Here is a 25,098-nt window from a genome sequence, read left to right as displayed (position 1 = left end):
GAGCATTTCCATCTGTTTTTAAAGGAATGTGAGTGGCGTTTTAACTACAGTGATCCAAAACGTCAATTACATCAGCTGAAACAATGGGTTAAACAGGAACTGAACTAGTTATCTAGGACAGCCCCTTGAATTATTGTGTATGTTTGACGCGGCATTGGTACTCATGAGAGTCACAAGGCTAAGACTTATTGCGCTTACTAACCAAACAAGATACTGACTAAAATCTGCACGAAAAAATGGCATGGTATTACTTCTTATTATTAATAAATAAAATTATTATCTATAAGCTATAGTCTGTCCTTAACAAAAAAAATACAAATATTATCAATCACTACTGGGGTTAATTTTTCTTGCTTGCTGTGCCTACGCAGACAGAGGCTGCGAATAATGAACCCCAGTAGTTCCGTACTCTTTTAAAAGTGGATCAACTATAGCAAAAAACCATGACAAGCATTGTGCGAGTTGTACGAATGAAACTTAAAACTGCGACATTAAATTCTTAGAATTCTATTACACCATACGAATCGCGCCATCCAAACGAATCACTTCGCCATTGAGATAGGCATTATCAATGATGTGCATGACCAATTTGGCAAACTCATTAGGATTACCCAAGCGATTAGGATACGGTATCGCAGCCTCTAATTGCTCGCGCGCCTTTTCAGGCAGACTTTGCATCATAGGCGTTGCAAATACCCCAGGCGCGATAGTCATGACACGGATACCATGACGAGTCAGCTCACGTGCGAGCGGCAACATCATACCAACGACGCCAGCTTTAGATGAAGCATAACTCCCTTGTCCGACTTGCCCATCAAAGGCAGCGATAGAAGCCGTATTAATAATGATGCCGTTGTCAGCGTTCTTCTCTACGGAGCTGTCTGCGTTATTGGCATTAGCTACACGCTTCGCAATACTGGCTGCCACCAAACGCGCAACATTAAAAGAACCAACAAGATTGATATTGACGCCGCGACTAAAAGCATCGAGATCTGCCGGATTGTTTTCACGATCTAAGAGCTTCTGTACAACAGCGATACCTGCACAGTTGATAGAACCTTGTAAGCCGCCAAAGTCGCTTTCAGCCATATCAACAGCCGCTTGCACCTCATCGCCACTGGTCACATCACAGCGCACAAAACGAGCATGGTCACCCAATTCATCGACCAATGCTTGCCCCGTCGACTCATTAAGATCAGCGATGACAACCTTGCCGCCTTGAGCCACGATAGCACGCACTACCGACTCACCCAGACCTGACGCACCGCCCGTGACCAAAAAGCTGTGTTGTTCAATTTGCATAATTTTTCCTTTAATTGATGTTTTATTACTATTTTTATAGGCTAACTATTTTATTATCTTCAAATGCTATTAAGACTTTGAAGTATTTATGCAGCAGACAAACTACGCAGCAAAAAGCGCTGAATCTTACCGCTTGGTGTTTTTGGTAACGCATCGACAAATTCAACCTCACGCGGGTAAGCATGAGTTGAAAGACGTCTGCGGACCAAGTCTTGAATCTCTTTAGCAATCTCGTCCGTCCCCTCGATACCGTCCTTTAGCACCACATAAGACTTAATCGTATGACCGCGCACTTCATCTGGCACGCCAACGGCGGCGGATTCTACGACTGCCTCATGCTCAAGCACGGTGTTTTCCACATCCGTAGGCCCTACGCGGTAGCCTGCTGTAATGATAATGTCATCATCACGTCCAGAAAACCAATAGCTGCCATCGCTATGGCGCTCGACCACATCGCCGGTTAAATAGTAATCATCAGCAAAGGCATCTTTCTCATTCCAACTATAACCGCGGAAATAAAACGCGGGCGATTGACTGACCACTACGGCAAGCTGTCCTTGCTCGCCGTCAGGTAATATGTTCATATCATCATCTAACACAACGAGTGTATGCCCCGGTAGCGCCATGCCCATCGAGCCAACTGGACATTCATGAGCTAACGCATGGTGCTCGCAGCAGGTCATGCCCGTTTCGGTCTGCCCATACTGATCGCACACTTTGCAGTTTAGATAAGTTTCCACCCAGTTGACGACTTCGGTATTCAAGGTTTCGCCTGCTGAATTGGCACAGCGCAGTGATAGTTTAGCCTCATTATCATTACTATTATCATTGTGAGCAGCTTCAAACACGCCACTCGATTTCATCATACGAAATGCAGTTGGCGAGGACGCCAAATTGCTAATTTTATGGCGTACCATAAAGTCGCGGGTATTGGCAGCATCGAAGCCTGCTTCATTAAAATAGGTAGTAATACCTAATAATAATGGCCCAGTAATCGCGTAATATAACCCATACGCCCAGCCTGGATCTGCCATATTCCAGTAGTTGTCATCCGCGCGCAGGTCAATTGCATAACGCATGTACAGATAAAAAGCCGAAAGTGCGCTTAGTGGCACACTAACGCCTTTTGACTTACCAACCGTACCTGAGGTAAACATCTGTAAAAATGGTGCATCGGTATTTAGTAACACTGGTTCTATAGTTTGTGGCTGCTCTGATGTCTTGTCAGCATAGTTATCATCACCCCAGCTTTGCGCATCTACTTTGCTACCAACCAACACCATTTTAGTTTGCTTGGCCAAGTCGTCAAACTTGCCACGATTGTCTTGATTGGTAAAAACAACTTTAGTATTAGCTTTGTCCATTCGATACTTAATCGAATCATAACCAAAGGCGGTAAACAGCGGTTGATAGACTGCGCCAATCCGCCAAGTCGCGAGTACAATGGTGAGCAGCTCAGGGGTACGCGGTAGCATGGTCGCTACTTGGTCACCCGCTTGCACGCCATAAGAAAGTAGTAAACTGGCAACCTGTGCACTTGCTTTATCAAGCTCAGCAAAGCTCTTACGCGTGACATTGCCAGCCGTATCTTCATGAACTAGCGCGATATTATCACCGCGACCGTCACGTACATGACGACCACAGCACGCCATATAGGCGTTTAAACGGTCATCTACATTTTCACCAAATATCTCTGTCAGTAATGCGTTCATATCAAAATTATGATAATAGTCACTATAACTCGTTAGCGTCTGTGAGGTATTTACAGCATGATTTGAAGGGGTGTTTAAAGAGGTAGTACTTGAAGGAGAGGTATTCATAAGCTAATCCTTTAGCAATAGAGAATCACTGACAAAATCAGAGAGTTAGAAATAATAGAATAAATCGTAAAACAGCTATATTTGATCAACCATTTAAACATCTTAAATGGCACATGCTCTATTAGTAACGTATTTTTATACTTATTTCAATACATAACGTATCATTTTTATTATTCTCTAAAAACAGTTACTTAGTAATGGTTTACTGTCGCGCGCTCAAAAACCCAAGTAACGCCTTTTCTTCACAGCTTTGATGCCGTTTGGTACGTCCACGGCGCGCTTGTTTATAAAGCTCAAAAAACTCCCCTGCTAAAAACTGCTGGATAATAATAGGATTGATATAAGAGGATCGGCAGACCGTTGGGGTATTGCCGAGCTCATCGGCGACGCTTTTTACCATATCGGTCACCAGTTGCTGGCGCTCCTTACTATCAGGCGCAGTGGCTAAAATCAATTTACCAGATTTGGTTTGCAGCTCATCATAAAGGTAGCTTGCTGCCAATACACTTGCCATCCAAGTACGAAAGTCTTTTGCACTGTATAAATTGCCGCTATAACTTTCGCACTCATTACCACAGGTATGCGTACGCAGATAATCATTGATATCAGCGCTATCAACGACTTGCTTATTGCCCTCTTCATTTAAGTATTTGAATACTTGATAACCGGGCAGCTCAGAGCACGCTTGGATGATGTCAATCAAACGTTCATCTTGCAATTCTATATGATGCTCTTTGGCACTTTTACCGACAAAGTCAAATGCCAGTCCAGTATCCGTTTCGCTGACATGCTTACTGCGTAACGTGCTTAAACCATAACTTTTATTGAGCTTGGCGTAGCGACTATTGCCGATACGAATCAAGGTGGTCTCAAGTAGTTTGACCACTGCTGCCAACACATTGTCACGTGATAAGGGTTTGGCTTCTAAATCTTTTTCAACTTGCGCACGCAGATTGGGCAATGCTTCAGCAAAACCTATCATGGCATTAAACTTGGCTTGGTCACGTACCCGATCCCACTCTGAATGATATAAATACTGCTTACGCGCTTTATCATCTCGACCTGTCGATTGTAGATGTCCTTTATCATCTTGGCATATCCAAACCTCTGACCACATCGGCGGTATGACCAAAGCATCAAAGCGCTGACGCAAGGCTTTATCTTTGACCGTTTTGCCAGTGGCATCTCGATAAGTAAAGCCACGCCCAGAACGCCGACGCCCATATCCAGGATCGGTATCGCTGACATAACGTAAGTTTGCGAGGCTCGCCAAATGCTCATAATCATGGCGCACATCTTGTGCATTGGTTGGTTGATTTGACTTCGCCATAAAAAATACTCATTTGCTAATATCGTTGTTTTAGCATAATCAACCGCCATTATCATTGCTGTGTACTTGACATGGACAATGTGTAATGCTGTGTAAAATAAAACCGATAAATGGCTTGTAGATTTTGGGCGCTACGGCATAATTTAAGACAAACTGACTAAAGACACCATTAATATGACAAACGCCACTCCTATAAACCCAACTAATGGCTCTTTAAAAATAATGCCATTATCTAAAAGTGATTACGATGCTTGGTTAAGCCTATGGCAAAGCTATCTGACGTTTTATGAGAGCAGCTTGCCATTAGAAACGACGAATGCAACGTGGCACAGTTTGCTCGATAGTAATGTGCCGATTTATGGTTTTGGTGCTTGGCAAGACAACAAGTTGGTAGGTATCACGCATGTGGTGCTACACCCCAATACTTGGAATAGCACTGAATGCTGCTACTTAGAGGATTTATACGTGAATCAATCTGTGCGAGGGCAAGGCGTAGGACGTGCATTGATTGAACAGGTTTATGAGTTTGCCCGCCAGCAAAACTGCAACCGCGTTTATTGGACAACCCAAGAGGGAAACACCACAGCGCGCAAACTGTATGACACAATCGCCACTCAAACAGATATGGTGCAATACCTTAAGAACTTATAGATTGTATTAGCTTGTTTTATTGTTTGAAATTAGTCGGAGAATAAAGTACTCATAAAAAAACGCCAAGCATCAACTTGGCGTTTTTTTGACGACTGTACTCATATGGGAAATGGCTATTTACCGTAAGTACATAAATAAGCAGACTCAACTTCCACTTTTACTTGAAACTTTTGGTTGGCATCAATGGTAAATTGCTCGCCAGCATTAAAAGTCTGCCACTCATCACTCTCTGGCAGCTTGACCGTCAAGGTACCGCTAACGACTGACATGGTTTCAAATTCGCTGGTGCCAAATTCGTATTCACCAATTTCCATTACACCGACAGTAGCAGGCTTAGTTGCGGTTTGAAAGGCAATAGAAGTCACTTTGTTTTCAAAATAATTATTAACGCTTGGCATAATTTTCCTTAATTAAGTGTTGGTTGATATTTTAAATCTGTCTTCATATTCTATTTTTACAGTCCAGCTTTTAGGCTCGCTTCGATAAATTGATCGAGGTCGCCATCGAGTACCGCACCAGTGTTAAAGGTTTCAACACCGGTACGCAAGTCTTTGATACGAGAGTCATCAAGTACGTACGAGCGAATTTGACTGCCCCAGCCGACGTCAGATTTACCATCTTCAACCGCTTGCTGTGATTCCATACGTTTTTGCATTTCTAGCTCATACAGCTTAGCACGTAGCATTTTCATCGCAGTGGCTTTGTTACCATGTTGGCTACGCTCGTTCTGACAAGTGACCACTACGCCGCTTGGCTCGTGGGTGATACGTACCGCAGAATCAGTCGTGTTCACATGCTGACCACCAGCCCCCGATGAGCGATAAGTATCAATGCGCAAATCTGCTGGATTGATATCAATCTCGATATTATCATCAATTTCAGGCGACACAAAAACGGCAGCAAACGAGGTATGACGACCGTTATTGCTATCAAATGGTGATTTACGCACTAAGCGATGGACGCCGATTTCGGTACGTAACCAACCAAAGGCATAGTCCCCTTTAATCTCAATCGTGGCCGACTTGATACCAGCGACACTACCTGATGATACTTCAATCACTTCAACTTTAAAGCTATGCGCTTCCGCCCAGCGCGTATACATACGCAGTAGCATTTCTGCCCAATCTTGCGCCTCTGTACCTCCACTACCTGACTGGATGTCCAAGTAGCAATTATTTGGGTCCATCTCACCGCTAAACATCCGGCGAAACTCTAAATCGGCAACGCGCTTTTCAGCGTTGTCTAATTCGGCTTGCACATCTGCCAGCAAGGATTCATCCTCTGCTTCTACCGCCAGCTCCAGCATGGCAGATGCATCTTCCAATGTGGTTTCAAGCGACACCACCACATCTATCACACCATCAAGCTGACTTTTTTCTTTATTAATCTTAGTCGCACGCTCTGGATCATTCCATAGCTCGGGATTTTCTAACTCTAAATTGACTTCTTCTAAGCGTTCTTGCTTACCATCGAAGTCAAAGATACCTCCGCAAGTCCTGCCCACGCTCAGATAAGTCTTTAATACGTTCTTGATACGGATTGATTTCCATAAGGGTTCCTGTCTGTTTTAAAAATACGATGGCGCTATTTTAAATGAGATTTGGGTGAAATGTTTGGCTAATTTTAGCCGCTATTTTCATCTTTTAAATTGACCAATCCTCAACCGCCCAGCGATGCGACAACGCATGAGCATGTAGCGCATCATCAGGTGATACACAAATCGCCACATCTGCCCACTCTAGTAAAGGAATATCATTTTTGGAGTCTGAATACGCATAAGTCTTGTCAAAATTAATACCTGTCAGTTGCCGTTTGCCAATCCATTTATCCAAATGATAAATTTTACCTTCTTTAAAGTTTGGCTTATCGGTCAATTTACCCGTATAGCGCTCATCTTTTATTTCAAGTGGCGTTGAGAGCACATTGCCGTCTTCAATCCCAAAGCGCTTAGCAATCGCCGAAACGACAAAGTCATTGGTCGCCGAAATAATCACCACATCGTGACCTGCTTCAACATGCTGACACAGGACTTCCATCGCTTTTGGGCGGATGTGCGGCTCAATCTCACTTTTTATATAGTCTTCTCGCAGCTCATGCAACCTATCCATTGGTAAGCTGCTTAAAAACTGTGCCACAAATTCGTTATATTCCGTCGCATCAAGCGTACCTTCGATATAATCATTATAAAATTTCTGGTTGGCAGTGCGATACTCGGCTTCGTCGACAAGATTATGCTTGACGATATATTCGCCCCATAAGTAGTCGCTATCGACATCGAGCAAAGTATGGTCTAAATCAAATAGTGCTAAGGTGCGTGAGACAGTCTGGCTGACAATGCTTGGCGTGCTCATAATAAAATACTCATTAATGACAATTGATAATAATTAATAGTAATCGGTCGTTAGTAACTGTTGATTAGTGATTGTTCATTAGCAATTTATTCTGGTTGCTCAATCTCTCTAAGACCCGTTTTAAACTTCTGACAACGATCGCTATAATGTAACGCTGACAGTTTCATCATGACTGCCTGTTCATCAGTCAAGGTTTTGACCACTGTTGCAGGCGCGCCCACAACGAGAGAATTATCTGGTATCTCTTTGCCTTCGGTGACCAAGGCTTTGGCACCGATAATACAGTTTTTGCCGATTTTGGCATTATTCAAAATGACAGCACCAATGCCGATCAAGCTATTATCCCCGACTTCGCAGCCATGCAGCATCGCTAAATGACCAATGGTGACATGATTACCGATTTTTACCTCGATACCAGCATCAGTATGAATAACACTGTTTTCTTGCACGTTAGTATAGTCACCGATCTGGATGCGTTCATTGTCGCCACGAATCACTGCCCCAAACCAGACGCTTGACTGATGACCCAAATACACGTCGCCTATCACGCGTGCTGAGTCTGCAACCCAACCATTAAAGGGTACAGCGAATGTAGGCACTTTGTCTAAATATTGATAAATCATACTCTATCCTTGATAGGTTTTATTCAGTTGTTATTATTAATAAATGTAGTTGAGACAGATATCGAATATAAAACTGACCTGTAAATATGTGAGCGCTGAATTTAGGAGCAAGCATTTGTAGTATAATGCGGTTTTCCTTCATCTGCCCTATAAACCCTCTTTAGGATTGCCGCAATGATCAGCAAAAACGCTTCCGCTATCATTTTATTACCCAGTAGTTTTTTATTATCGAGCAGCTTGCTTTTCGCTATGCCAGCTCACGCCAGTAGTAGCGATAATATCGACAAGGCGGGTGACATTCTATCTTTCGCTATACCAGCAGTTGCTTACGGTAGCACTTATTATATGGATGATAAAGAGGGACGAGAGCAATTTTATTATTCATTTGCAACCAATGTTGCAGTCACTTATGCCCTAAAATCTGTGATTAGTAAAGAGCGCCCAGATGGCAGCGATGATGATTCTTATCCATCTGGTCATACCTCAAGAGCCTTTCAGGGTGCCAGCTTTATTCATAAACGCTATGGACTAAAATATAGTGTTCCTGCCTATATTGGCGCGGGTTTTGTGGCTTATAGCCGCATTGAAGCCGATGAGCATGACGCTGTCGATGTATTGGCAGGCGCTGCCTTAGGTATGGCGAGCAGTATGTATCTGACCAAAAGCTATCAAGATGACCAGCTGCATATCGCCACCAACTTATCGCCAGATTATTATGGCTTATCAGTACATTATAACTTTTGATCAATAAATCCTAGTCTTCATACCTATTTATATCACCTCCTAGTCACTACCTATAGCCAAATCTACTATGGCTGCTCATGATTGAAGGTTAAATAAGAAACATCTTAAATTTATTAGTCAAGCATCAGCTTAAGATGCTGGCCCTTAGTGCAAAACTCTAGTATAATGCGCAAAATCTGTGCCAAAGCGAGCGGACATGATGTAAGTTACTTATTCACCCCTTAGTGAATCCTGTACCTTTTCATCTATGATGTCTTCTCGCTTTTTTGTGGAAAAATTTTGGCGCTGTCTCTTTTATTATGGTTATTTAGCCGCAGTTAAATAGCAATAATCAAAAAAGCAGCGCTTTATTTTAACCAAAAAATAGCACAGCACTCACTAATAACAGCGGAGGCAACCCTTGAATTCATCGGCAGAAATACAAGCAATTTTGGCACTAGCAGACGGTACGATTTTTCGCGGTTTGAGTATCGGTAGTCTTGGTCATCGTGTCGGTGAGGTGGTATTTAATACAGCCATGACAGGGTACCAAGAAATCCTAACTGACCCAAGTTACGCACGCCAACTGGTCACGCTTACCTATCCGCATATCGGCAATACTGGCACCAACGCTGAAGATGTCGAGTCTGGTAATGGTCATCAAGTATGGGCTGAAGGTCTTATCATCCGTGATGCGACCATGGTGACCTCAAACTTCCGCAACTCAGAGTCACTGAGTGAGTATTTACATAGCCATAATACCGTCGCCATTGCTGATATTGATACCCGTCAATTGACCCGCCTACTACGTGATAAAGGCGCGCAAAACGGCTGTATCATGACCGCTTCTAACGGTACAACAATTAGCAGCGAAGATGAACAGCAAGCGATTAAATTAGCGCAAGAATTTGCTGGTATCGAAGGTATGGACTTGGCAAAAGAATGCTGTACACCGACGACGTTTGAATGGACAGCCGGTAGCTGGGATTTATCAGACACCCTACTCAACCGTGATGTAGCTGGTAGCCATGATAGCGGTACAGGCGGCTTCTTTAAGCATTTGGGCACGCACGTCGAAGCAAAATACAACGTTGTCGCCTATGACTTCGGTAGCAAAACCAATATCCTACGTATGCTCGTTGACCGCGGTTGTCATGTCACTGTCGTGCCAGCACAAACGCCTATCGCAGACGTGCTGGCGATGAATCCAGATGGTATCTTCCTATCAAATGGTCCTGGCGATCCAGCTGCCTGTGATTACGCTATCGATGCGGTACGTCATATCATTGAAGAAACGGACATTCCAACCTTTGGTATCTGCTTAGGTCATCAGCTGATTGGTCTTGCCAGCGGTGCAAAAACCATCAAAATGAAAACCGGTCATCACGGTGCTAACCATCCAGTGCAAGACTTGGCAACTGGCACGGTTATGATTACCAGTCAAAACCATGGTTTTGCGGTTGATGAAGACACGCTTCCTGCCAATGTTAAATCGACCCATCGCTCATTATTTGACGGTACCAACCAAGGGATTGAGCTGACCAATAAGCCAGTCTTTAGCTTCCAAGGTCACCCAGAAGCCAGCCCTGGTCCGCATGATGCTGCGCCACTGTTCGATAAATTTGCCGATATGATGGCAGCAGCGAAAGCTTAATACCTAGCCATAAATAATAAGTATAAAGCTTGAAGCACAGATGGTAATTCAAGCTGCACCATAGCAGACACGATAAGCATTATTGAACATATCGTTAAAATGCAGATTACTCAAAATATCACTCAAACGAAGGTAGCCCTAACTATGCCAAAACGTACCGACATAAAAAGCATTCTTATCATTGGCGCAGGCCCTATCGTCATCGGCCAAGCATGTGAGTTTGACTACTCAGGCGCGCAGGCGTGTAAAGCGCTAAAAGAAGAAGGCTACCGCGTCATCTTGGTCAACTCAAACCCTGCAACCATCATGACTGACCCTGTCATGGCTGATGCGACCTATATTGAGCCAATTACGTGGCAAACGGTTGAACAAATTATAGCTAAAGAACGTCCGGATGCCATCCTGCCAACGATGGGCGGACAGACGGCACTAAACTGTGCTTTAGATTTAGACAAACACGGCGTCTTGACCAAGTATAACTGTGAGCTGATTGGCGCGACCAAAGACTCAATTGAGATGGCGGAAGACCGCAACTTATTTGATAAAGCCATGAAGCGTATTGGTCTTGAGTGTCCACGCGCTGAAACCGCTGAAACCATGGAAGAAGCCTTTGCGACCCAAGAGAAAATGGGCTATCCGTGTATCATTCGCCCTTCATTTACCATGGGCGGTTCAGGTGGCGGTATCGCGTATAACCGCGATGAGTTCATCGAGATTTGCGAGCGCGGTTTTGACTTATCACCAAACCATCAATTGCTTATCGATGAGTCACTCATCGGTTGGAAAGAGTACGAGATGGAAGTAGTTCGTGACAAAAACGACAACTGCATCATCATTTGTGCCATTGAAAACTTTGACCCAATGGGTGTGCACACAGGCGACTCTATCACAGTTGCACCAGCACAAACATTGACCGATAAAGAATACCAAATCATGCGTAATGCGTCATTAGCAGTACTGCGTGAGATTGGTGTTGAAACGGGCGGCTCAAACGTGCAATTCGGTATCAACCCTGATACCGGTCGTATGGTCGTCATCGAGATGAACCCACGCGTATCACGTTCATCAGCATTGGCCTCAAAAGCGACGGGCTTCCCGATTGCAAAAATTGCGGCAAAATTAGCAATTGGCTATACCTTAGATGAATTGCAAAATGACATTACGGGCGGCAAAACCCCAGCCAGCTTTGAGCCTGCGCTTGATTATGTCGTCACTAAGATTCCTCGTTTTAACTTTGAAAAGTTCCCACAAGCCGATAGTGTTTTATCAACCCAGATGAAGTCAGTTGGTGAAGTCATGGCGATTGGTCGTAACTTCCAAGAGTCGATGCAAAAAGCATTACGCGGCATGGAAACTGGCAATGATGGTTTTGATGAGCAAATTGACTTATCAAAAGTAAGTATTGAAAAAGCGCGTAGCGAAATTACCAACCGCTTAACCATTCCAACGCCTGAGCGCATTTATTATATTGCGGATGCTTTCCGTATTGGCATGAGCGTCGATGACGTTTTCAAACTAACCAAAATCGACCCATGGTTCTTGGTACAAATCGAAGATATCGTAAAAACCGAAGCACAAGTTAAAGCGTTAGGTTTTGGCGGCTTAACTGAGCATAATTTACGTGGCTTTAAGCGTAAAGGCTTATCAGATTTGCGTTTGGCTAAGTTGCTTGGCGTCTCACAAAAGCAGCTACGTACCAAACGTTGGGACTTAAATGTCTATCCAGTTTATAAGCGTGTCGATACTTGTGCAGCAGAGTTTGCTACCAGCACCGCTTATATGTACTCAACATACGATAGCGAATGTGAAGCCAATCCTACCGATAACAAGAAAATCATGGTTATCGGCGGTGGTCCTAACCGTATCGGTCAAGGTATCGAATTTGACTATTGCTGCGTACACGCGGCGCTTGCCATGCGCGAAGACGGCTACGAGACCATCATGGTTAACTGTAACCCTGAAACTGTTTCAACCGATTATGACACCTCTGACCGTCTCTACTTCGAGCCAATCACATTAGAAGACGTGTTAGAAATTGTCCGTATCGAAAATCCTGACGGCGTGATTGTGCAGTTTGGTGGTCAAACACCATTGAAGCTCGCCCGCGCCCTTGAAGCTGCTGGCGTCAAAATTATTGGTACGAGCCCTGATGCCATTGACCGCGCTGAAGATCGCGAACGCTTCCAGCATATGATTCAGCAGTTGAATCTTGTGCAACCAACCAATGCCTTGGCGACTAGCTTAGAAGATGGTTTGGTCAAAGCAAAAGATGTTGGCTATCCGCTGGTTGTACGCCCATCCTATGTACTCGGTGGCCGCGCGATGGAAATCGTTTATAACGAAGATGAATTAAGACACTACTTGCGCACTGCGGTACAAGCATCAAATGAAGCGCCGGTACTATTAGATCGTTTCTTAGACGATGCTATCGAAGTCGATGTTGACTGTGTTAGCGACGGTACAGACGTGGTGATTGGCGGTATTATGCAGCATATCGAACAAGCGGGCGTGCACTCTGGTGACTCAGCATGCTCATTGCCGCCTTACTCGTTGTCTGATGAGCTGTGCGACGTGATGCGCGCACAAACCGTCGCCATGGCAAAAGAGCTTGGTGTTGTCGGCTTAATGAACGTCCAGTTTGCGGTAAAAGGTGAAACGGTTTACATCTTAGAAGTCAATCCACGTGCCGCGCGCACCGTACCGTTTGTCTCTAAATGTATCGGCACTTCTTTAGCACAAATCGCAGCACGCTGTATGGCTGGCACGTCGCTCAAAGACCAAGGCTTTACGAAAGAAATCGTTCCTGCATTCTATGCGGTAAAAGAAGCGGTCTTCCCATTCGCTAAATTCCCTGGTGTTGACCCAATCTTGAGCCCTGAGATGAAATCAACCGGTGAAGTGATGGGCGTTGGCAAAACCTTTGGCGAAGCATTCTACAAAGCGGTTATCGGTAGTAATGAGCGTTTGCCCGGTTTGCCAACTGAAGGTGAAACCAAAACGGTCTTTATTTCAGTACGTGATAGCGATAAAGAGCAAATTTCCCCTATCGCTCGTCAGCTGATTGACTTTGGCTTTAACATTGTAGCGACTACTGGTACGCAAAAAGTACTAAGTGACAATGGTATTGAATGCAAGCAAATTAACAAAGTCACCGAAGGTCGCCCACATATCGTTGATGCCTTAAAAAACGGCAAAATCGATATTATTATTAACACGACTGAAGGTAAGCAGGCACAAGAGGATTCATTCTCTATCCGTCGTAGCGCGCTACAAGGTAAAGTGTTCTACGTCACGACTTTGGGCGCAGCAGATGCCGTTTGTAAATCTTATGCGATTGACCTACCTTTTGAGGTGTATAAATTACAAGATTTACATGAGCAAGCAAAGTCTATTGTATAGCTCTATTGACTTGGCTGAATAATTTCAGTAGATTAAGCATAACCGTTAGGCTTGCCTAGGAGCTTATTTGAGCATAGTGTAGCGTTTAATAATGTAGACCATGCTTGAAATAAAATTTAAATGATAGACCTAAAAAGCATAGTGGCTAAACTGCGACTATGCTTTTTATTACGTAAGCTTAAACACCCAGATTATTGAATTGATATCAATGAATGATAGCGACCTGACTGGTTACGCTGTCTGCATCATTATTCTTTTTTTATTTTATACCCATTGCAACAACTCTGACACCATCTCACTATTCACTAAGAGTAGGAGATGGTGCCCGTGTTATTGGTTTAAGGAAAAAAACATGCAACGTTATCCCATGACTCCGCAAGGACATGCGGCTTTAGAAGCCGAATTAAAACAGTTAAAAAGTATTGACCGTCCTCGCATCACCGCCTCTATTGCTGAAGCACGCGAACATGGTGATTTGAAAGAAAATGCTGAATATCATGCAGCGCGTGAACAGCAGGGATTTTGTGAAGCTCGTATCCGTGATATCGAAGCCAAACTTGGCGGTGCGCAAGTGATTGATCCTACGACGTTACCAAAAGATGGCCGTGTGATATTCGGCGTCAGCGTCGTTATCGAAAACATGGACACTGAAGAAGAAAAGCAGTACAAAATCGTTGGTGACGACGAAGCGGATTTCAAAGCCGGTAAAATCTCTGTTAACTCACCGATTGCGCGTGGTTTGATTGGTAAATCTGAGGGCGATGAAGCACGTATTGAAACCCCAAAAGGTGTGGTTGAATACGAAATTATGAAAGTCATTTACGATTAATATAGTCGTCTTTTGTAGTGAATCAAATAGTAACTTTCTTAAGAAATTAGATAAAGTAAACCACACAAAAAGTCATCGTTTATAGGATAGCAGTTACACAACGCTGCTTTTCTACCTAACTCGTTTTAGCGCATAATTGTTGAGTTGAGATTGCTAAGTGTATGCTTAGCAACTAATTAAAATAATCACGGATAAATCAATAGTTTGATAGGACGGTTTGACAGATAGCTTTTATCGTCTGGCTATTTACTACTATTATCAGTAATGCTGCCCCCGTTATTTGACCTCCCCTGCAGCGTCAATTAACGGGGGTTTTCTTATCTGGGCTTTCTTATTTAAGTGTTCTCTATTTTTGTGTTACTTATTATCATTTTAAAGGACTTTATTATGACCACCAGTATTAATCGCTCATTCGTTGTGATGCAAAAAACAGCTACATTCACGGCAGTATCCGCACTGTTGGCAGGCACTGTTATGGCTATGTCTGCTGCCAATGCCGCCACTGAAGTGACCGTTCTACCTTCTACGGGCGGTAGTACCACCGTGGTCGAGCAGTATTCTGATGGTAAAACAGCTGTCATTACTGCTACGCCTAATAGCATTGGTATGCAAGATGGCATGCCGTTTGCTGTGACGCAGGTTACCAATGTACCGCGCTACGTGGTTCGCCAAGTAGCCAGTAATGGTGTTAGTAATACTGTCGTCACTCAAGGTAGTGCGACTGTCACTAGCGTACCGGTGACCAACCAAATAACCAATCAAAGCAGTCGTGTTGATGTCATCGCAGTGCCAACCAGTACTGTCACTCAAGTATTACCGACGACTCAAATACTGCCTGTAACCACAGCAACTCAGCTGCCAGTCATAAATACGTCAGTAATCAATGCACCGGTGATCACTACCCCTGTGACAACAATTACTTCTATAGAAGCCTTGCAGCTCAAACCAACTTTTAGTACGCCTGATGTGGTCAATGCGCAAACTAAGGTCATGAAAATCCTGAAAAATAGCGATGGACGTGAAGTTGCAGTACCTGCCAACCATATCGCGCCTGGTGATGTGATTGAGTATCATACCGTTTATACCAATACCACAGCGCAACCAGTGACTGATATCAATGCCATGGTTTCTTTGCCAAATGGCGTCAGAATGGTGTCATTGAACAGTCCACTACCAACGCTTGCGACCACTGGTGGCGATAGCTATCAAACTATCCAACAAGTTGGCAATACAGTAGTGGTAAAAGAAAATTACTCAGGTCTTAAATGGAACTTAGTAAATCTTAGTCCTAAAGCTGCACAGACTGTCGTGATACGCGCTAAAGTTCAATAAATACGGCAGTGAAGTTATAGTATTGAAACTTAAGAAATACTAAAACTAATAAAAGGTCTTGTTTGCTAAGTCTCTAGCCGGCAAGGCCTTTTTTGTGGCTATTCATAAACCATAGTCAAAACACCTTAAAAACGTTACGGTACTGCTAGTATAATTTTTTTGCAGCCTCTGTCTACCTAGGCACAGCAAGCAAGCAAGCAAGCAAAATTAATACTAGCAGTACTCAATGTATCGATATTACTTTTCATTGACTATATTGCTTCAAGTTTAAGCGCTTTTATAATCGTATAGTGCAGCTCAGAATAGACGACAACAGTTGTCGTCTATGATTTCTATTTTACTCATAAATACAATGACTTAACGCTAATTTTGCTAAAATAGTCTTTCATTACTGACATGGTAAATACCGCTTATGGCAACCATCAATTATGAACGACTACAAGGTAAGCTCAATATTTTAGCGGACGCTGCTAAATATGATGTCTCTTGCTCATCCTCCGCTGGTACGCGGAAAAACCAAGGCGGTGGCCTTGGCGATGCCTCAGCAACCGGTATTTGTCACAGCTATACCGAAGATGGTCGCTGCGTCAGCCTGCTGAAAATCCTGCTGACCAATCATTGTATATACGATTGCGCTTATTGCACCTCGCGCAAAAGCAATGACACCCCGCGTGCCGCTTTTAGTGTCGAAGAAGTGGTGGATTTGACCATGCAGTTTTATCGCCGTAATTATATCGAAGGCCTGTTTCTTAGCTCAGGTATTTTTAAAAGTGGCGACTATACGATGGAGCGACTGGTTGAGGTCGCTAAGATATTACGTACCCGTGAGCGTTTTAATGGTTATATTCATCTAAAGACCATTCCCGGAGCCTCAAAAGAATTATTATTAGAAGCTGGATTATATGCTGACCGTTTAAGCGTCAATATTGAGATTCCGACTAAATCAGGATTGGCGTTACTGGCACCAGAAAAATCTCACGAACAATTAAAAGCACCGATGGAGACGGTCAAAGAAGAAATCATCACCATTCGTGAGAGCCGTAAAACGCATAAAAAAGCGCCGAAATTTGTGCCTGCAGGTCAGACTAGCCAGATGATTGTTGGCGCAAGTAACGAGACCGACTTGCAAGTGATTCAGCTATCGAGTCATTTTTATAAACACTATGATTTAAAACGAGTTTACTATTCTGGCTATGTGCCAATGCTATCTGACAGTCGCCTGCCAGCTATCGGTACGCCTGTGCCAATGATACGCGAAAATCGTCTCTATCAAGCGGATTGGCTGATGCGTTTTTATGGTTTTGGTGCGCACGAAATCGTTGAACCGGACTCGCCATTTTTAGATTTGGACTGCGACCCAAAGTTAGCATGGGCAATCCGCCACCGTGAGCATTTTCCGGTCAATATCCAAACAGCAAGTTATGAGATGATTGTACGTATTCCCGGTATCGGTACAAAAACGGCTAAAAAAATAGTCAAAGCCCGCAAGTTTAATCAGCTGACACTTTATCACTTGAAGAAAATGGGCGCGGCGGTCAATCGTGCCAAATACTTCATTGCGACTACTGGTAAAAACGAGCATCTCGCACACTTAACCCGTGATAACTTTCGTCAATATGTGCTGGCGCAAACGCAGACGAAATTTAAAGATCAACGCAGTGGGCAATTGGCTTTGTTTTAAATATTAAAATTATTGATAATTTAGCTACTATCATGAAGTTATTTTAGGACAAATAATGTCGCAATCACTGTCAGAACTTGCCAAAAATCAAAACTACCAGCTGGGTCAATTGACGCCCAGTATTGTACTTTATGAGCCAAGTTTTGAGGGGTGGCTCAGTGCAGTATTTTACGTCTATTCCAATCACTTACAGGACGATACATCGCTACAGCTTATTGCGCAGGACTATTATGTGCCGTCATTACTCGCTCACGCCATTAGTGTAGAGACCAATGCCAACCATGCCGAACGAGTACTTACGAAGTTGAATCAACTCCTAGGTCGCTCAGGTATGCGCAATTTACTTTGGGGTTTTTTGTCAGAAAAAGACAATATAGGCACTACTCTATTTCAAGTGGTGAAATACGCTATTAACTACCCAAGTCGCCATATCATGGATGATTTGGGTAATCTCAATGTTTTAGAGCTCATGCAAACGGTCAAGTCTGTCGGTCGTGAAAAACACCGCATGGAAGCATTTGTACGCTTTGAGCATACAGTTGAAGACATTTACTTTGCCCGTCTTGAGCCGGATTTTAATGTTTTGCCTTTAATCGGAGAGCATTTTCGTCAGCGTTATCAAGATCAGCATTGGGCAATTTATGATTTGGCGCGTGGCTATGGTATCTATTATGACAAAAGCCAAAGTACGCCCAAGCACCCCGCAGCCCTGCAAACCATTACTGAGCTTGATGAGGCAGTACTACGTAATCCTGCCAGCATTCATAGCGAAGATGAGCAACGTTATCAGCGTTTTTGGCAAGGTTATTTTACCAACGTCAATATCAAGGAGCGTAAAAATCCACGTTTGCACAAGCAATACTTACCGCAGCGCTATTGGAAATACTTGAGTGAAAAACAAGTCCTGCCAAATGCGCAGCACCTCAAAAAACAGCGCTAAATATTTGATTACTGTCATTTATATTATCTGTATTTATTGACGACGAATAATAGTCATCATCCCATGCTATCTTTTTATCTTGGTGGTTGAGTTTTAGACGCTTTTCACTGACAATAGCAGCTTGATATCCTCTAATAGTGACTCACGCCATTATGAAAGTTATGCGTTTACTGTCGTCTTTGAAGCATGATGAATCCGAGCGCGGTATTTTTCATCTTGGGCGTGCCTTGGTCAAAAACGAGCATACCTCAATTATTATCTCTAGCGCTAATGAAGACAATGACTTGGTCAGACGCCTAAAGCGTGATGGCAACCATTATCACCAGTTATATATGAATAAAAAATCTTGGCTGTCCTTGTTACAGGTCGCGCCACTGCGCCGTCTGATTGAAAAATATGACCCTGATATCATCCATGTGCATTCGCGGACACCGGCATGGGTACTGCATTTAGCGCTGCGCCGTGCACGGGTAAAACGTCGACCAAAACTGGTATCAACCATGTATGGCTTCTATCCCATCAATAAATACTCACAAGCCTTACTTGATGTTCACACCATTATTACTGTGTCTGATAGTGTGACTGATTACTTAAAAAAAGGGCTGCGCCGTGAGGAGCTGGACCCCAGAGTCATTAAACGTATCTACCGCGGTGTTGATACGCGGCGTTATCCTTATCGTCATAATCCATCAGTATATTGGCTACGTCATACTTTTGCTGAATATCCTGAGCTTGAGAATAAAAAATGGCTGGTATTTCCAACCATTATCGGTAAGGAATATGGTCAAGAATGGCTGATTGATATCTTGGGCAATCTTCAAGAGCAGTTCCCCAATATCCATGCCATTATTATGGATGATGATTACCGGGCAGGCGATGTCGCCCATGAAGATTTTCGTCAACGCAGCAATACTTTGGGACTAGCTGATCGTATCACTTATGTCGGCAGCAAACGTAATGATATGCGTGAGTGGTTGTCAGCGGCCAATGTCGTCATGGCACTTGCCAATCAGCCTGAATCTATCGGCATCAATGCTTTACAAGCCATTCATTTAGGTACGCCTGTCATTGGCTGGGATCAAGCGGCATTTAGTGAAATTCTGCGCCCACTCTATCCGCAAGGTTTGGTCAAAAAATACAATGCCAACGCACTGTGCAAAGCGGTGCGCAATCAGTTAGAAAGTGTGACTCGCCCTGAGATGACCAACAAATTTACCATGCGTGAGATGATTGATGAGACAATAGGCGTCTATAAAAATCTGCATGAGCAGGCATTAGCAGAAGAAAAAGCGGCAGCGGATGCTTTAGCCGTAAGAAGACACAAAAAAGTATTTGGTGTGACTTCTAAGCCCATCATTCCTAAAAAAACAGCCAATAAAGTCAGGTTGGTCAAAGACAAGCCCAACACATCTTATAGTACTAAAGTAACAGAAGAGCCAAACGATGCTTAATTATCGTCATTTCTAATTTGACTGCTTGCCTATCTATTATTAACTTTCCTCTTATCAGCTTGCTTCAAAGACACATACAAAAAACGCTACTTTCTAGTAGAAAATAGCGTGAGTAAAAGACAATCCTGTATTTTCAATAATCATACGCTTTTGAAAATGCATTACTATATGGACCTATCACTGTATAAAAGCTTATGCTGATTTTTGTTCAGTAAGTCGTTGGCGTATGCGCACTAACGATACGAGTCACGCCGTCAGTAGGATTGATAAAAGTATGCGGTTTAATCGTATCGATCACATAACTGTCACCTTCATTTAATAAGTAGGTTGTCTCTTCAATACGAATCAACACTTTACCTTCGATGACGGTACCGATTTCTTCACCTTCATGAGCAATTTTTTCTTCCGTTGAGCTGTTTGGCTGATAAGTCTCGATCAAAAAACCCAGATTCTTGGTAGTGCTACAGTTATATACCTGCTTTAGAGACACTCTACTGCTCGGCTCGCTCAGCTCTATTAAATCTTTTGGCGTGACCACCACTCGAGCTTTAGGCTCTTTCCACTCATCACTAAAAAAAGTCGTCAAATCAGAACCTAGCACCAGCAAAATCGCCTTTAGCGTATTTACCGCGGGGCTAACTTTATTACGCTCAATCGCACTGATTGAGGTATTGGTTACCCCTGCCATTCTTGCCAGCTTTCGTTGCGAGTATCCTTTTGCAAGGCGCAGCTGATTTATTTTTTTACCAATATCGTCTTCAGGCCTTCCATCCATCTCAAGTGTGGACGGTGTCTCGTCAGATTCTAACTCGTTTTCTTCATCGATGACAACCTCATCAATGTCGTCTTCTGGCGAATCCATCTCGTTCTCGGGCGCAGTACCCTCTTCTTCGATATCGTTTTCCGCACTATTATGAACCGTGTTTTTTGCTGGCATAGTGGATAAATTCCTTGAATAGAAATTTGGACAAGTTGTCTTGTGCATAATTTAACTCAGGATGCCATTGTACACCAATCATAAATGGATGTTTTATTAAGCTGATGGCTTCTACCAATCTATCCGGTGCGCGTGCCTCGACAAACAAACCCCTGCCTACTGTATTGATCGCTTGTTTATGCAACGAATTGACGTGCCATTTTTCACCAAACGCTGCCAGTCGTCCCTCAGGTTGAATAATCACGTCATGAACTGGCTGATATTGCACTTCAAGTGGCTGGGTATTGTCCTCCAAATGCGGCTCATAAAACTCTTCTACTTCGCGCCAATCTGGATGCAAGCTGCCATCAAAATAAACATTCATCTCTTGCAAGCCTCGGCATACAGCCAATAAAGGCGTACCGGCTTTTTCTGCATGAGCAAGCAGCTTAAAGCTCAGCTCATCACGACCTAAGTCCTGCTTTTCCTCAATATGTGAAGCGCCATAACGCGCAGGCGCAACATTACTATAACTGCCCGTTAACAAAATCCCGTCTGCGATATTCAGTAGTTCCTCAAAGTTTTCACTTTCAGCAGCGGTGTTCGGCAGCAAGATAGGATTACCACCGTAGAAGTTTACTGCATCGATGTATTTTTGATATACCGCCTGTGCTGGCTGTCCATCAACCATCTTATGACAGGACACAATAGCAATAATAGGTCTGGAATTTTTCATATTATCTTCCCTAGTTATAATGAATAGACTTAATCCATCTATATTATTTATATCCTTTATTTAGCTAAAATTTAACACAATGCCTCACAAAATGTAAACTATAAACTTCATTAATATCGATATTAGTATTAAAAATGCCTTTTTGGGTTATTTTAAGATAATTTTAAATAAAAATTGACAACTATAGTTTTCATCCATATATTGGAAGTCATTAGCGATATTACTAAACAGAGATTAACTTTTATTTTCGATAATCCTATTAAAAAACTTATCTCTAAGTGGCTAATACCATTGATAAAAAATGTCGGCTTTGGTGAAAACGTATCATATTCAGTTGACCATTTATCAAACGCTTATTTATTAAGTATTCGTTATAAATGTCACTAACAGAGCATTCAGACCTAATAGCAAAGATGTAGCAGCAACAAACCCAGTAATTCTAAAAATTCATAGGAAGAATAGACATGACGACAACCAATGGAATGGTCGAATCTGCAAACAACACAGAATACGTTTATGTTGCGGCAGGTGATATCAATGGCTTACTTCGTGGTAAGCGTATCCCCTTTAATCAAATGGAAAAAGCAGAAAACGGTGCGATACGATTGCCTTTATCTATCTTAGGCGTTGATATTTGGGGTGCTGATGTCATCGAGTCTTCTCAGTGTAATGGTGATATCGATGCCATCGCTCGTCCTACTGGCCGCGCCGCTTATCCACTTCTCAATACCAGTGCGCCTTCATCGCTATTGCCCGTTTGGCTTTATACAGAAAATAACGAGCCTTATTACGGTGATGCCAGACACGTTTTGGATTACATCAGCAAAAAATTCAAAGCGCTTGGTTTGACTCCAGTGATGGCCACTGAGCTGGAATTTTATTTGGTTGACTATACTGAAGGCGAAACCCCAAGACCACCTATCCGCCCCAAAAGCGGGCTAAGACTGAATAAAACCTCAATTTTAAGCATCAATGATCTATTACAATTCGATGAATTTTTAGACGAAGTTTATGCACAGTGCAAAAAGCTCAATATCCCAGCAGATGCCGCGTTGGCAGAGAATGGCTGTGGTCAATTTGAGATTAACTTACTACACGTCGATGACCCGTTAAAAGCCGCTGACGATGCGATTTTATTTAAACAAGTGGTCAAAGCCGTGGCAGCTCGTCGCAAGCTCACCGCTACCTTTATGGCAAAACCCTTTGGCTTGCAATCTGGTAATGGCTTTCATGTGCATTGCAGCCTGCTGGATAAAGATGGCAACAATGTCTTCGATGATGGATCAGAGGAAGGCTCAGATATGTTGCGTCACGCGGTCGCTGGTCTGCTAAAGACCATGTCAGATTGCACTTTATTATTTGCCCCACACGTCAATTCTTATCGTCGCTTTACCCCTGGTACGCTGGCACCAAACAATGTGTCATGGGGTTATGAAAACCGCACTGCCGCCGTGCGTATTCCTGGTGGCGACTCACAAGCACGCCGTATCGAGCACCGCGTGTCAGGAGCTGATGCCAATCCTTATCTGGTCTGTAGTGCGGTATTGGCAGGCATGTTGTATGGCATCGAAAACAAGCTTGAAGCACCAGAGCCCATTAATAGCATTACTTACAATGCAGCAGAACTTAAGACCTTGCCACTAGATTGGCTTTCCGCCATCCGCAAATTTGAAAGCAGCGACATCATTGATTCATTGTTTCCAAGTGAGATGATTGAGCTGTTGATCGCGGTCAAAAAGCAAGAAGCCAAACGCTTTGCTCAGCAAGTGACCAACCTTGAATACCTCACCTATTTACAGGATGTTTGATATGTCGAATAGCAACCCAAGTAGCAACCCAAATAGCAACATGGCAACGAACCAAAACCCACCTTCTAATAACACACGCAATATCCCGCATTATTCAGACAATGGGCAATACCCTGATAGCTATTATGCAGCCAGTCGTAATCCTAAGCCGGATAGACCAACCCTAAAAAATGACATCCAAGTGGAAATCTGTGTGGTAGGTGGCGGCTACAGCGGCCTATCAACTGCTCTGCATCTCATTGAAACCGACCACGAAGTCGTTGTCCTTGAAGGTGCGCAGATTGGTTGGGGCGCATCAGGTCGCAATGGCGGGCAGATCGTCAACGGTCTAAATGCCAGCCTACAAAAGATTAAAAAATCTTACGGTCAAGAGAATGCAAACTTCGTCGGTCAGCTCGTGACCCGTGGTGGCAAAATCATTCGCCGTTTTGTCAGCGACTACGACATCAGCTGCGATCTCAAAGAAAAAAATATATTTGCAGCATTGAATAACGGTCAGCTAAAAGATCTACAAGAAACGCACGCACTGTGGGAGAGCCACGGTATGTATGACCGAGAAATGCTAGACAAAAATGGCATTCAAGAGCATATAAAATCAGATGCTTATGTAGGCGGCGTCATCGACCATTCGGGTGGACACTTTCATCCACTAAACCTTGCGTTGGGTGAAGCAGCAGCTATCGAACAAAATGGCGGCACGATTTATGAGAACACCTTAGTGGTGGATATTGAGTATGCTGACGATGCTATCAAAGTCATCACCGAGTTTGGCACCGTGACTTGTAAGCAAGCGGTGCTATGCGGCAATGCCTATCTCAATAAAGTCATCCCTAAACTGACTGACCGTGTTATGCCTGTATCGACGCAAATTATCGCTACCGAGCCGCTGGGTGATTTAGCTGATCAGCTCCTCCCAACCGATGTTTGTGTCGAAGATGTTCGCTATATTCTTGATTACTATCGCCTCTCAGCAGATAAGCGCATGTTATTTGGCGGCGGTACGGTCTACGGTGGTCAAGACCCCGCTGATATCACAGCTAAAATCAGACCAAACATGAATAAGATTTTTCCAGAGTTACGCGATGTCAAAATCGACTATGCGTGGAGTGGGAACTTTGCTTTGTCTTTTTCTCGCGTACCACAAATGGGCAAACTACATGAGCGAGTATATTTCGCCCATGGTTATAGTGGTCATGGCGTGACAGGTTCGCACTTATTTGGGCAAATCTTGGCTGATGCCATCAATGGTAAAACCAAAGAGTTCGATGCTTTTGCACAAATTCCTTGGATTCCGTTCCCAGGTGGTCGAGCGCTGCGAGTCCCTTACTCGGTCATGGGCTCATGGTGGTATGCGCTAAAAGATACCACTGGCATGTAAACGCATGAAAGCCTTGAATAATAAACATTGAACAAAGTGTTTTTATTTTAAAAGCTGTCGTTACATTGACCTATCATAGCAACGGATTGTTGTGATAGGGCGCGATAGACAGTTGATTCGTTACTGTCTGTCGAGCGTCAACCATAGAATAGAGCTTGTTAAAAAAACAATGAG

20 protein-coding genes and 1 pseudogene are annotated in these 25,098 nt (G+C 43.5%); 12 read left to right on the top strand and 9 right to left on the bottom strand.

The genetic code is table 11. The annotated features are described in order from the left end of the window. A pseudogene (locus tag FQ082_RS09040) lies at positions 1 to 108 on the top strand (IS1595 family transposase); the annotation flags it as partial. A 402-nt stretch (positions 109 to 510) separates the two neighbouring features. On the opposite strand, the gene FQ082_RS09035 reads toward FQ082_RS09040, so the two are convergent. The 3 genes from FQ082_RS09035 to FQ082_RS09025 all read right to left on the bottom strand — a co-directional run bounded on the left by FQ082_RS09035 (position 511) and on the right by FQ082_RS09025 (position 4,452). After that, entirely contained in the window at positions 511 to 1,302 is a 792-nt protein-coding gene (locus tag FQ082_RS09035) for an SDR family NAD(P)-dependent oxidoreductase (RefSeq protein ID WP_149492846.1), read from the bottom strand. Positions 1,303 to 1,388: 86 nt separating this feature from the next. Then, positions 1,389 to 3,122, bottom strand: coding sequence for an AMP-binding protein (locus FQ082_RS09030; protein WP_149492845.1), 1,734 nt, complete (start codon positions 3,120 to 3,122; stop codon positions 1,389 to 1,391). A gap of 202 nt (positions 3,123 to 3,324) precedes the next feature. Further along, entirely contained in the window at positions 3,325 to 4,452 is a 1,128-nt protein-coding gene (locus tag FQ082_RS09025) for a DNA topoisomerase IB (protein ID WP_149492844.1), read from the bottom strand. A gap of 174 nt (positions 4,453 to 4,626) precedes the next feature. Here FQ082_RS09025 and FQ082_RS09020 point away from each other — a divergent pair, with 174 nt between their 5' ends. Further along, positions 4,627 to 5,103 (top strand): GNAT family N-acetyltransferase, encoded by a 477-nt coding sequence (locus tag FQ082_RS09020; protein ID WP_149492843.1) that lies wholly within the window; start codon positions 4,627 to 4,629, stop codon positions 5,101 to 5,103. A 113-nt stretch (positions 5,104 to 5,216) separates the two neighbouring features. Here FQ082_RS09020 and FQ082_RS09015 read toward each other — a convergent pair whose 3' ends face one another. The 4 genes from FQ082_RS09015 to FQ082_RS09000 all read right to left on the bottom strand — a co-directional run bounded on the left by FQ082_RS09015 (position 5,217) and on the right by FQ082_RS09000 (position 8,077). Then, the gene (locus FQ082_RS09015; RefSeq protein ID WP_149492842.1) at positions 5,217 to 5,501 is read right to left on the bottom strand and encodes a pyrimidine/purine nucleoside phosphorylase; all 285 of its coding nucleotides are present in this window, start codon (positions 5,499 to 5,501) and stop codon (positions 5,217 to 5,219) included. 56 nt (positions 5,502 to 5,557) lie between these two features. Then, positions 5,558 to 6,653, bottom strand: a protein-coding gene (gene prfB, locus FQ082_RS09010; protein WP_149492841.1) for a peptide chain release factor 2 whose coding sequence is annotated in 2 segments (ribosomal slippage) — positions 5,558 to 6,580 and positions 6,582 to 6,653 — 1,095 coding nt in all. Because the reading frame shifts where the segments join, the coding sequence is not laid out codon by codon here. Positions 6,654 to 6,746: 93 nt separating this feature from the next. Next, complete coding sequence (locus FQ082_RS09005) at positions 6,747 to 7,454, bottom strand: HAD family hydrolase (protein ID WP_149492840.1); 708 nt, start codon at positions 7,452 to 7,454, stop codon at positions 6,747 to 6,749. Between the two features lie 86 nt (positions 7,455 to 7,540). Further along, positions 7,541 to 8,077: a gamma carbonic anhydrase family protein gene (locus tag FQ082_RS09000; protein ID WP_020443115.1), complete on the bottom strand. Its 537-nt coding sequence runs from the start codon at positions 8,075 to 8,077 to the stop codon at positions 7,541 to 7,543. 174 nt (positions 8,078 to 8,251) lie between these two features. On the opposite strand from FQ082_RS09000, the gene FQ082_RS08995 reads away from it, so the two are divergent. The 8 genes from FQ082_RS08995 (at position 8,252) to FQ082_RS08960 (ending at position 20,086) form a co-directional block, all read left to right on the top strand. Beyond that, entirely contained in the window at positions 8,252 to 8,821 is a 570-nt protein-coding gene (locus FQ082_RS08995) for a phosphatase PAP2 family protein (protein ID WP_149492839.1), read from the top strand. Between the two features lie 400 nt (positions 8,822 to 9,221). Beyond that, positions 9,222 to 10,454 (top strand): glutamine-hydrolyzing carbamoyl-phosphate synthase small subunit, encoded by a 1,233-nt coding sequence (gene carA / locus FQ082_RS08990; protein ID WP_149492838.1) that lies wholly within the window; start codon positions 9,222 to 9,224, stop codon positions 10,452 to 10,454. 144 nt (positions 10,455 to 10,598) lie between these two features. Beyond that, a complete protein-coding gene (carB, locus tag FQ082_RS08985; RefSeq protein ID WP_149492837.1) occupies positions 10,599 to 13,853 on the top strand; it encodes a carbamoyl-phosphate synthase large subunit in 3,255 nt (1,084 codons plus the stop codon). A 352-nt stretch (positions 13,854 to 14,205) separates the two neighbouring features. Then, positions 14,206 to 14,682 (top strand): transcription elongation factor GreA, encoded by a 477-nt coding sequence (gene greA / locus FQ082_RS08980; protein WP_011513174.1) that lies wholly within the window; start codon positions 14,206 to 14,208, stop codon positions 14,680 to 14,682. A gap of 387 nt (positions 14,683 to 15,069) precedes the next feature. Further along, entirely contained in the window at positions 15,070 to 16,014 is a 945-nt protein-coding gene (locus tag FQ082_RS08975) for a hypothetical protein (RefSeq protein WP_133105336.1), read from the top strand. A 412-nt stretch (positions 16,015 to 16,426) separates the two neighbouring features. Further along, entirely contained in the window at positions 16,427 to 17,695 is a 1,269-nt protein-coding gene (locus FQ082_RS08970) for a putative DNA modification/repair radical SAM protein (RefSeq protein ID WP_133105335.1), read from the top strand. A gap of 55 nt (positions 17,696 to 17,750) precedes the next feature. Then, entirely contained in the window at positions 17,751 to 18,635 is an 885-nt protein-coding gene (locus FQ082_RS08965; protein WP_149492836.1) for a TIGR03915 family putative DNA repair protein, read from the top strand. A 152-nt stretch (positions 18,636 to 18,787) separates the two neighbouring features. Beyond that, entirely contained in the window at positions 18,788 to 20,086 is a 1,299-nt protein-coding gene (locus tag FQ082_RS08960) for a glycosyltransferase (RefSeq protein WP_149492835.1), read from the top strand. Positions 20,087 to 20,294: 208 nt separating this feature from the next. Here the strand turns inward: FQ082_RS08960 and FQ082_RS08955 are convergent, their stop codons facing one another. Continuing rightward, on the bottom strand, positions 20,295 to 21,023 hold the full coding sequence (locus FQ082_RS08955) for a cupin domain-containing protein (protein ID WP_149492834.1): 729 nt from the start codon (positions 21,021 to 21,023) through the stop codon (positions 20,295 to 20,297). Next, positions 20,998 to 21,738 carry a gamma-glutamyl-gamma-aminobutyrate hydrolase family protein gene (locus tag FQ082_RS08950; protein WP_149492833.1) on the bottom strand — a complete coding sequence of 247 codons (741 nt, stop codon included), beginning with the start codon at positions 21,736 to 21,738 and terminating at the stop codon, positions 20,998 to 21,000. The genes FQ082_RS08955 and FQ082_RS08950 overlap by 26 nt, the downstream gene beginning before the upstream one ends. A gap of 464 nt (positions 21,739 to 22,202) precedes the next feature. Here FQ082_RS08950 and FQ082_RS08945 point away from each other — a divergent pair, with 464 nt between their 5' ends. Next, positions 22,203 to 23,546 carry a glutamine synthetase family protein gene (locus tag FQ082_RS08945; protein ID WP_149492832.1) on the top strand — a complete coding sequence of 448 codons (1,344 nt, stop codon included), beginning with the start codon at positions 22,203 to 22,205 and terminating at the stop codon, positions 23,544 to 23,546. A gap of 1 nt (position 23,547) precedes the next feature. Then, a complete protein-coding gene (locus FQ082_RS08940; RefSeq protein WP_262498194.1) occupies positions 23,548 to 24,924 on the top strand; it encodes an NAD(P)/FAD-dependent oxidoreductase in 1,377 nt (458 codons plus the stop codon). Positions 24,925 to 25,098: the final 174 nt, after the last annotated feature.

Origin of the sequence: Psychrobacter sp. ANT_H56B (assembly GCF_008369245.1) — a bacterium.
In the GTDB taxonomy this organism is placed as follows: Bacteria; Pseudomonadota; Gammaproteobacteria; order Pseudomonadales; family Moraxellaceae; genus Psychrobacter; species Psychrobacter cryohalolentis.
The sequence above is the reverse complement of the archived record's forward strand: the minus strand, read 5'-3'. Positions and strand labels throughout refer to the sequence as shown.